This window comes from Prevotella sp. P5-50, assembly GCF_002251295.1.
In the GTDB taxonomy this organism is placed as follows: Bacteria; Bacteroidota; Bacteroidia; order Bacteroidales; family Bacteroidaceae; genus Prevotella.
Genome location: NZ_NPJA01000028.1, coordinates 1 through 10023, shown reverse-complemented (window position 1 = coordinate 10023; position 10023 = coordinate 1). Strand labels below are relative to the sequence as shown.

The window sequence follows — 10023 nt, the reverse complement described above, 5'->3', positions numbered from 1 at the left end:
AAATTGTGTCATAAACGCTCAAAGTATATAATCGATCTCCTGCATTATAAAAGTCTAAAATATCATTTATGTTATAACGTAACCATCCTATATCATATAAGTCTCTCTTAAATTGATTGAATTCTTTCTTTCCTACTTTTGCATCTACTATTTCTTTACATTGCATATATTTATTTAAATCCAAAGCCTTGCTCTTTCTATTCTGCTTCGTTGATTCTTTAACGTAGTTACTTGCTTCATTTTGATACATTGTCTTTAAATCAGTAAAAGACGTGCTCTTTAGTAATTCACAAAGCTGATTAAAAAGAGGATTAATTTTCTCTTCTAGTAAATTACCATTGATGGGTTTATCATTTTTCATATAAGTTAAACGTTTTTGTTTTCTGCTGCAAATGTACAAACTATTTTTTAATAGCCAAAGGATTTGTTGTCTATTTTTCTGACAACAATGGGTGTGTTAGAGATTTTATGCCTTGAAATACTATTCAAAACGGGTATAGGCACATGACCGTTTGGGTAAAGGCATACAATGAAAAGATGTCGTTTCTCTCCCTAATAGTATTAATGCTCCATCTTGTAAGACTTAATGTCCGCCCCAACGGTTATGGTTACTGTAACCGATGTCAGACACAAACAGGAATAACGGACGATTATTCCCAGCCTGGGAATGTTTTGTTCCCAGCCTGGGAGTCTAGCATTCCCACCTGGGAATGAATCATTCTCCTTAAAGGAACTGTTGGCGCTGATTAAAGAACGGTTTAGTAGAAATAAGCGTGCCTTATTGACGAATAACAATACTTGTTCAAAACATTGACACTTTTTGATTGGAGGGTATTTAAAAATGTCGTATCTTTGCAGCGGAAAATTTAAGTAGAACCCTTTAAAAACAATTAAGATTATGGCACATCAATTTCCTACAACAAACGACAACAGACGGAGAAGAGTCAGTGACTATTTGTTTCGTAACCTTCCTTTGATACAGGTACGCAATCAGCACAGTGCAGCTGTTGAAAGCGGCAACTGGGGAATGATGCTATACTACAAGTTCTTGTATCATCTGCTCGAGGCTTCAATGCCAGATTCCCCCCAGAGAGTACCTGAACACTTGCACAAGATGGCATTTACCGAACCTGCCGATGCATTGACGGGACTGAAAGCCATTCTGGAACAAGACCGCAAATACAATCCTGACGATGTTGACAAACTTACCAAAGTCATCAACACCATTGAAGCAATAGTCAAACCTATACCTTTTTCTTGATAATAATTTGGCAGATTGGTATTTATTGATTACTTTTGCAACAATAATAATTAAAAACAACAACGCTTATGGAAATCAATATTGGAAAACTCATTGAAGAAGAGATGAAGCGCCAAGGCGTAAAACATGGAGAGTTGGGCAGGCGCATCTACAAATCAAGAACCAATGTATATAATATCCTACAGCGCAACAACATCGATACGGTGTTGTTGAGGCGCATTAGTTGTGCACTGAAAACCAACTTCTTTGCCCTTTACGCCAAAGAGATGGAGAAAGAAGGGTGTCACGAACCTGCAGAGCCCACAACGGATATGCTGAAATTCACGCTGCAAGACGACGAGAAGGAGTTTTTCGTTGATGAGGATATCAACGAGGGCTATCAGGAAATCGATGCGCTTGATGTCAGTCTGATCATCAATGGTGTGAAATACGATGTGACCCTCGACATGCTGCCAGAAGAATTGTTCCCGTTACTCGTATATGTATATAGCAATGCTCTTGAAAACGGTCCATTAAGAGATATGAACGACGAGGCACTCGACGAGAACTTCTTTCCTTGGTTAGCGCAGAACCATCCGCGATTAGCCGGAGCCATCGTATATGCGACGGAAGAGGTGCTGACTGAACTGATAGCAGACGATGTAGATGGAAAATACCGCAATCATATCAATTACGAGGAGCCAAGCGATGAAGACGACTGGTACTGCCTTGGCGATAATGATATCAAATACCACATAGGTGATCTGACTGAACGTATTCATAAAGTTAAAAGGCCCTCATCATGGTTGTTACCAGCTCTCGATTATTGACCAAATCAGCGTTTAAGATTGCACTGAGCTGTCCGCATAAGCTGTTTTACTACGGACGGCCTGACGAGTATGAGAACGCCAATGCCAACGACGAGTTCTTGGAGTCGTTGGCTGAAGGCGGTTTCCAAGTGGGTGAACTGGCAAAGATCTATTGCGATGTGCCTGCCGATTGTGACCTGAAGGACATCATGGGCCACGAGGATTCACTGAAGCGTACACAGGAACTGATGCTGCGTGACCAGGTGAACATCGCCGAGGCAGCCTTCTGCTTCGGCAATCTCTTTGTGCGTGTGGATATCCTGAAGAAAGATGGTAACAACATCAAACTGATAGAGGTGAAGGCTAAGTCGTGGAATCCTGAAACGGATAATTTTATCAGCTCTAGGCCCAAGGGAGCCGTAGCCAGCGGCATTCGTCCCTACGTCTATGATGTAGCCTTCCAGAAGTATGTGGTATGCCAAGCCCTGAAAGAGTTGTATCCCAACGAGGACTACAGCGTCAAGGCTTTCCTGATGATGGCTGATAAGAGCAAGCGTGCAGATATCGATGGTCTGAACCAACTGTTCAAGATTGAGAAGAACCAGCAAGATCGTGCTGAGGCCGTAATGGCGCCCGATGCTCGCCAACGGATAGCCCAAAGTAAGGTGCAGGTGGTAACACCTTTCGATGTGGATGAACTCTGCGATACCATTATTGCTGGCGAAACCACTGAGCAGACAACAGATAAGAATCCTACCTGCATGGGGATGCGCTTTGTGCCGTTTATCCATTGGGCAGCCGATTACTATTGCAAGGACAATCCTTGTCCTTCGGATGTGGAGTTGGCTGGCAAGTGTCTGAAGTGCGAGTTCCACTGCGTAGAGGGCAGCAAGAAGAAGGATGGCAAGCGTGAATGCTGGCTAACGCAGGTGAGTGAAGATGACTACGACCATCGGCCTCACATCGCCACGCTGAATGGAAGCAACCTGAGCACCAATCGCAGCAAATGGGTCGGCGAGGGAAAATATTTCATGGATCAGTTGACGGAAACAGAACTGAAGCCTTATAACAAGAAAACACCGGATGCACCTGGCTTGGACGACTATCAGCGGAAATGGCTGCAGATTGGACTGGAAACTGGGAACGACGGCATCTTAAGCCGATTTAAAGCGCATCTGAACGGCAATACCTATTTAGACGTAGATGGTCTTCGCGAAGAGATGGCGAAGTGGAAGTATCCACTCCACATGATCGATTTCGAGACGACAGCTGTTGCCCTGCCTTATTATATAGGTATGAAGCCATACGAACAAGTGGCCTTCCAGTTCTCACATCACATCATCTACGAAGACGGACGCATTGAGCATGCCGGACAGTATCTGAACGAAGATGTGACGAAGTTCCCCAATTTCGAATTTGTACGCGAGCTACGTCGGCAGTTGTCTAAAGACAAAGGCACCATCTTCCGCTATGCTACCCATGAGAACAGCATTCTGTGCACCATCGCTAAGCAGTTGGCTGACAGCAACAAGCCAGACAAAGATGAACTGATAGCTTTTATTCGCAGCGTCACGCACAACCATGACGAGAAGAAAGGCGAACTCTACGAGGGACTACGCGACATGGTGGATTTGCTGCAAGTAGTGAAACGTTACTTCTACCAGCTGGACGAGATGCACGGCAGCAACAGCATCAAGCAGGTGCTGCCTGCCGTCCTGAACAGTAGTCAGTATCTGAAAGATAAGTACAGCAAACCTATCTATGGCTCAGAAATCAAGAGCTGCAACATATTGTCTGACAATCCGCTAGCATGGATAACCATAGATGCTGCCGGGCATGTGGACAGCCCTTACCATCAACTGCCGTCAGTAGGCGATTTGATTGGCATGAGCGATGAAGACATGGACCAAATGGAACAGCTATCCACTGATGAAAAGAACTTCGAAGTGGCCAATGGCGGTGCAGCCCTGACGGCCTATAACAAGTTGATGTTCTGCGAGGGCGAAACGATGAACGAGGCATTGCGCCAGGCGCTTCTGCGCTATTGCGAGCTCGACACGATGTCGATGGTATTTATCTGGGAATACTTTCACGATATGGTACAAAGATGAAATGGGGTTTGAATTCAAACCCCATTTCATCTTCTCTAATACTCATCCTCATTGAAAAGGAAATCTTCTTTGGTAGGATAGTCGGGCCAAATGTCTTCGATGCTCTCATAGACATCACCCTCGTCTTCTATCTCTTGCAGATTCTCCAACACTTCGAGCGGTGCGCCCGAACGGATGGCATAATCTATTAATTCATCTTTGGTTGCCGGCCATGGTGCATCTTCAAGTTTAGATGCTAATTCAAGTGTCCAATACATATTGCTTTTTTTTTATAGGTTTTTTATTTTGCCCGCAAAAGTAACATAATTTTTCTTATTTACAAACATTCTGCCATATTTTTTCACTCTGACCGGCAATATGATTGAGTTTTTTTGCAAAAACAAACAAATAATCGCTCAATCGGTTGATATATTCAGAAACTTCGACTGATACAGTAGCCTCTTTAGCCAACTCGCAGATGCGACGTTCGGCACGTCGGCATACCGTGCGACAAACATGCGCTTGCGCTGCTTCACGGGTTCCACCTGGCAATACAAAGCCTTGACGTTCGGGCAACATCGCCATAATCTCATCAACCTGACGCTCAAGCAATGCGGTTTCGCCCTCTGGCAAATGGGCTGAGGGATAAAGCGGTGTGGTATCTTGATTGGTGGCTAAGTTAGTGCATACGTTAAACAGATTGTTCTGGATACGTTGTATCATGGCCTTATCATCGCCTTCAGGCAACAAAGCTGCTAAAAGTCCTAAGTGGGACGATAGTTCATCGACGGTGCCATAGGACTCTAAGCGGGCACATGACTTACTTACACGTTCACCTCCGACAAGTGAGGTCTGTCCACCATCACCTCTACGGGTATATACTTTTGTTATCTTCATAGACTTAAAAGGTTATTATATTTTTTATAATTAGAAATTCACACGATAATGATGTTTATAGCGATGGCTGTCAAAAAGCACTATGCCACAATAATAGAGGTCGTAGGTTATAGTGACCTGCTCACATTCCTTGATATGGCGCCAGCGTTCAGTATTGCGATGAATGCCTTCCACAACAAGCACCGACTCTTCATCGGCATGACGTAACAGTAGGTCGGCATCGTCCTCTATCGTAATACGCGCCAACTGAAATGTACCACGATTGCCCATTGCTTCTTGTGGATAATCGGTCAGACGCATCTTGCGACAACCTGCATGCCACCATGCCTCATACTCGTCACGCAACATCACCGATGGTTGACGCCAGTTGGCAAGTCGGAAATACAGACGTCCTAACTTGCGCTCTGTAGCATTATGAGCAAGATTGTCCAATTCGTCATAGGCATAGTAAGGCCAGTGTTCGTTGATCACATAACGTACAAAAGCATAGTCGGTCGGCGACTGAATGCCGAAACCTCTACTGCAACCCATACGGCAGAGCCAAACCCATAACATGTTTAAACGTCCTTTCATAGTTCAGAAATTAGTATTTGGCATTATGATTGGGCCGTGACGACGCCCACTATGTGTCATTCGCTCCAAGGTTCTTCGTATCAATGGACCCATTGGCATCTCTACATTGATCTTGCCCATCTTGATGATTGGTGTCACAATAGGCTCCATAAACATCCGATGCTGAAATGGATCGTATATCTGTTGAGCTCCCAAATGCATACCGACCTTGTGGTTTTCCACCGTAAAATACCCACCATAACGCGACGTTGGAACCAGTGAATAAGCGCCCATGGAGAAATAGGGATTGGTAGCGTAATATTGTCCAAAGACTGTGGCTGATAAGTTTTCAGAAAAAACATAGTGGACACTTCCACCAACACCATATTGATTATACACTCCTGTAGGCAAGAGAAATCTGTTGACATTGGTATTGGCGCTGAACGTCAACGGGCCTACATTATAATATCCTGCAGCAAATAATGAACGCGTAGAGGCCATGCCGATATAGTCAGCTGACTGCATATCTACATCAAACTTCAGATGTTCATTGACCGTCAGCGAAGGACGCATCATAGGATTTTCGTAGGCAATAGCACCCTCTCCTACTACGACTTTTGGCAGCATCATCACATTGTCTGTAGGATATTGAACTGGGGAAACTGCATTAGTTTCTGCTCGCACAGCACCTATGGTCTTTGGTAACGTGCGGTAAACTGCCAATGAATCATTGTGCGAAACTTCAATGGAGTCACGTCGCATAGTCTCCATTCCATTTCGCTCCGCTGTTGTTTGCGCCATTATACTATGATGCATTAAAAGCACAAACATAATCATCAGCATTCTACCTTTTCCCATTTTCATGTTCACAAAGGTAGTGCAAATCGAGCGAAATGCAAAATAAAAGTTCACTTTTATTTTCTTTTCCGAAATGCAGCCTACCTAAGACCGAAAGTCAAAGGTACGAATAAGCGAATAAAAAGCCAAATATATTTGAGTCTTTTGAGCACAAGTACCTATGAAAAGTACAATACCAATACTTTATACTGTCTATAGTCAATTGGGTTTGAAAAGCCAATAGACTATAAGATATGCCACTATTCCTACAAGTAATACTACAAACATAATGATACACTTACTGTTTTTCTGCCCAAATTTACACATATTTCACCTAACAACAAAACTATCACTATAATTATTATGCATTGATGTTTCAATATAACATCTAAGAAACAAATATGGCCTAAGAATAAGAACTATACGTTACATAACTAACGTTTTTAGTTAAATAACTAATCGTTTTAGTTTTATTAACTCAAAAAACTTGTAATAAACTAAAAGAATTAGTTACTTTGCAGCCATAAACATTAAAACAGAATAAAATGATGAAGACATTGACTAACAAAGAAGAGGAAATCATGGATCACTATTGGACACATGGGGATATGCAGATTCGCGAATTGCAAGCATGTTACGAAGATCCTAAACCACACGTGAACACATTAGCAACATTAGTAAGAATCCTTGAGGAGAAAGGATTTCTAGGGCATCGCGCCTTAACAGCACGCTGCTTCCAGTATTTCGCTAAAATCACACGCGAGGAATATCATCGTAATACGCTGATGAGTGTCGTGGATAGATTCTTCGGTAAATCATACCTGAAAGCCGTTTCCGCTCTGGTTAAAGAGGAAAAAATATCGATAGAAGAACTCAAGCAATTAATTAATACGATTGAGAAAGACTGATTTCAAAGAAAAAAGACCATTCAACAAATAATATAAAACCAATGTAATATGGGAATGTTATTTCTTTATTCTATCAAATCGGGAATATGCTTAATCGCATTCTACCTATTCTATAAAATGGGCTTAAGCAGAGAAACCTTCCATGCCTTCAACCGTAAGTCAATCCTGTTGATGATGCTTATGGCTTTAATAGTACCATTGATACAAGTGGAACTGAATAAAGAAACGCCAATGACTGCGGTGACGGTAGATTTTACAGAAATGCTTGCTACGGTACAGCAACCGTTAGACTACCCGACAAAAGAACCAATTACCATGATACAACTCCTATTCTTATTATATATAATAGGTGTTGGAATATTTGCCGTGGTCTTCCTGTTGTCTCTATGGAAACTGCGATTCATATTGCGCAGCGGAACAAGAACAGACAATGCACATGGGGAACATCTGGTAGTAATAGACCGCGATATCGCTCCTTTCAGTTGGTTCAACTATATCGTTGTAGCACGGAAAGACTATCAAGATCACCCTATGGAAATTCTAACACACGAAAGAGCACACATAGCTCATCACCATAGTGTAGATATATTATTGTGCAACATCATGCTGATTTTTCAATGGTACAACCCTGCAGCGTGGCTACTAAGACGCGAGCTACAGGAGGTTCATGAATACGAAGCAGACGAAGCTGTACTCGCAGAAGGTGTAGATGCACGCAATTACCAACTGTTGCTGGTGATGAAGGCTGTGGGAGAAGATAGATTTGCGTTAGCTAACAATTTTAATCATAATTCACTAAAAAAACGTATCACAATGATGAAAATGCAGAAATCGAATGGATGGAAACGTGCCAAACTGCTTTTGGCACTTCCTTTAACAGCAATAGCTGTTGTGGCTTTTGCCAACGAAAGTGTAGAATCAATGGCCGAGAAAATTGTTACTGAGAGTAATAATGCAGCGGTGGCAGTAGAAAACAATTTGCCTGTGCAACAAAATAACAAACCAGTAAAGAAGAAAAAAGCGCCCAAAAAAGAAAGCAAGAAGAAAGTCTATGACATCGTAGAACAGATGCCTTCATTCCCAGGAGGACCGAAAGCATTATATGAATACATCGGGAGTAATGTGAAATATCCAGCAGAGGCAACTGCTACCAATAAGAGCGGCAGAGTCATTGTGGCCTTTGTGGTAGATAAAAATGGTAATATTATAGAGCCAACCATTATAAGGAGCGTTTGCGAGCCCCTCGATAAGGAAGCGCTACGAGTAATAAAGGAAATGCCAAAATGGACACCAGGTAAACAGAACGGTAAAGCAGTAGATGTGAAATATGTACTACCCATCTCATTCAACATAGGCACTATAACACCCAAACCAAATTCTGCTGCAAATAAAGAAGAGAATAACCAACCCAACACTACTTTGTACATAGTTGATGGTAAACGAATAGACAACATCAACACACTTAAACCAGATCAGATATCAAGCCTGCAAATCTTCAAAGACGCAGAAAATATAAAGAAGTACAGTGGTGATGAGAATACTGAAAACGTAATTGTAGTAACAACAAAGAAAAACGAAAATCTCAATTAATATAATTCATCCTCTTGAAAAAGAGCGTAAGCGCACAGACTGTGAAGCCGGTGCGCTTTGGCGATTTCGGTGATACGTATGATATACAAAACATTTTTATATTCTGTCTGATTCCGCCATATCTTCAATATGGTCTCATCGCTTACTCAATAGGAATTCGTCTATCCTTCGATTATTCTTCTACCGACTTGGATTATTCTTCAATAGAAAAGCAAACTCATGATAAGACACTTTAATACTAAATCAATCATCAGAGGCAATATAAAACTGACAGTTTTACCGTTTTTTCGCAAATAATTTCTTATAAACACCCATTTGACACTGCTATAAAAAGGACAGAATTAGCCATTTTTCGTTATATCAATACTGCTTTTATACTTTTTTAAGAGTTTTTTCGTGCTTCGTATGAAAATAAAGCGTAACTTTACAGCATTATAACAAAAAATCCGATAAAAAATGAAAAAGTTTCTAATTTTATTGCTACCTTTGTTTGTAGCACATCTGTTCTCTTGTTCATCAGAGGACAGCAACATTGAACAGACAGAACCTGTCTCAGTAAAAGTCAGTTTTTCTGGATTTGATTTTTCAGTAGTTCCTGACCAAAATTTCGCAACGTCACGTGCAAGTGCTGCAGAAGCACAAGTGACCTGTATCGCATTTAAGGTTTTCGACGAAAACAACAAAGAGTTTTATGCAGAAAAGAAAACGAAAGGAACAAACGAGAACTTCGATCAGATTAATTGCGAACTTCCAGCTGGAAAATACACTTTCGTAGCTGTGGCACACAAGGCTAAAACTCCAAGTAACGGAGCTGCAGACATCGCATCTCCAGAAAAAGCGGTCATCAATGATATCATACTCTACAAGAGTACCTATGCAACAACGATGTCTGTTGATATTACCAGAGGTGAACCTAAAGAGGTTACTATGAACTTTGGCAAACGCATCACAGCATCTTTCTCACTTTATATATCAGACCCCTACCCTGAAGAAGTAGATGAAGTGGAAATCATCATCGACCCAGATCAGAATGTAGGTACTCCAAACCAATACACTTTCAATCCATCTACTGGATTTAGTTTTGCAAAACAATCATACAC

At 41.7% G+C, this 10023-nt stretch carries 11 protein-coding genes; 6 read left to right on the top strand and 5 right to left on the bottom strand.

Annotated features, from left to right (window positions below):
- The coding region (locus tag CIK88_RS06845; RefSeq protein WP_144269593.1) for a hypothetical protein at positions 1-361 on the bottom strand (361 nt) is incomplete at its 3' end.
- Positions 362-898: 537 nt separating this feature from the next.
- Between CIK88_RS06845 and CIK88_RS06840 the strand changes: the two genes are divergently transcribed.
- The 3 genes from CIK88_RS06840 to CIK88_RS06830 all read left to right on the top strand — a co-directional run bounded on the left by CIK88_RS06840 (position 899) and on the right by CIK88_RS06830 (position 4160).
- Entirely contained in the window at positions 899-1261 is a 363-nt protein-coding gene (locus CIK88_RS06840) for a hypothetical protein (RefSeq protein WP_094391624.1), read from the top strand.
- 68 nt (positions 1262-1329) lie between these two features.
- The gene (locus CIK88_RS12490) at positions 1330-2070 is read left to right on the top strand and encodes a hypothetical protein (protein WP_216820476.1); all 741 of its coding nucleotides are present in this window, start codon (positions 1330-1332) and stop codon (positions 2068-2070) included.
- The gene (locus tag CIK88_RS06830) at positions 2043-4160 is read left to right on the top strand and encodes a DUF2779 domain-containing protein (RefSeq protein ID WP_094391625.1); all 2118 of its coding nucleotides are present in this window, start codon (positions 2043-2045) and stop codon (positions 4158-4160) included. Before CIK88_RS12490 ends, CIK88_RS06830 begins: the two co-directional genes overlap by 28 nt.
- Before the next feature lie 35 nt (positions 4161-4195).
- Here the strand turns inward: CIK88_RS06830 and CIK88_RS06825 are convergent, their stop codons facing one another.
- The 4 genes from CIK88_RS06825 to CIK88_RS06810 are packed head-to-tail and all read right to left on the bottom strand — an operon-like array spanning position 4196 to position 6359.
- Positions 4196-4417: a DUF2795 domain-containing protein gene (locus CIK88_RS06825; RefSeq protein WP_021852076.1), complete on the bottom strand. Its 222-nt coding sequence runs from the start codon at positions 4415-4417 to the stop codon at positions 4196-4198.
- Between the two features lie 55 nt (positions 4418-4472).
- Entirely contained in the window at positions 4473-5036 is a 564-nt protein-coding gene (locus tag CIK88_RS06820; protein ID WP_094391626.1) for a cob(I)yrinic acid a,c-diamide adenosyltransferase, read from the bottom strand.
- Positions 5037-5066: 30 nt separating this feature from the next.
- Positions 5067-5609 (bottom strand): hypothetical protein, encoded by a 543-nt coding sequence (locus CIK88_RS06815; RefSeq protein ID WP_144007187.1) that lies wholly within the window; start codon positions 5607-5609, stop codon positions 5067-5069.
- Positions 5610-5612: 3 nt separating this feature from the next.
- Entirely contained in the window at positions 5613-6359 is a 747-nt protein-coding gene (locus CIK88_RS06810) for a hypothetical protein (RefSeq protein ID WP_144269592.1), read from the bottom strand.
- Positions 6360-6970: 611 nt separating this feature from the next.
- Here CIK88_RS06810 and CIK88_RS06805 point away from each other — a divergent pair.
- The 3 genes from CIK88_RS06805 to CIK88_RS06795 all read left to right on the top strand — a co-directional run.
- Entirely contained in the window at positions 6971-7333 is a 363-nt protein-coding gene (locus CIK88_RS06805; RefSeq protein ID WP_371591522.1) for a BlaI/MecI/CopY family transcriptional regulator, read from the top strand.
- Between the two features lie 48 nt (positions 7334-7381).
- Entirely contained in the window at positions 7382-8923 is a 1542-nt protein-coding gene (locus CIK88_RS06800; protein ID WP_094435398.1) for a M56 family metallopeptidase, read from the top strand.
- 456 nt (positions 8924-9379) lie between these two features.
- Positions 9380-10023 (top strand): FimB/Mfa2 family fimbrial subunit (locus CIK88_RS06795; RefSeq protein ID WP_144269591.1); only part of this gene is annotated, 644 nt, incomplete at its 3' end.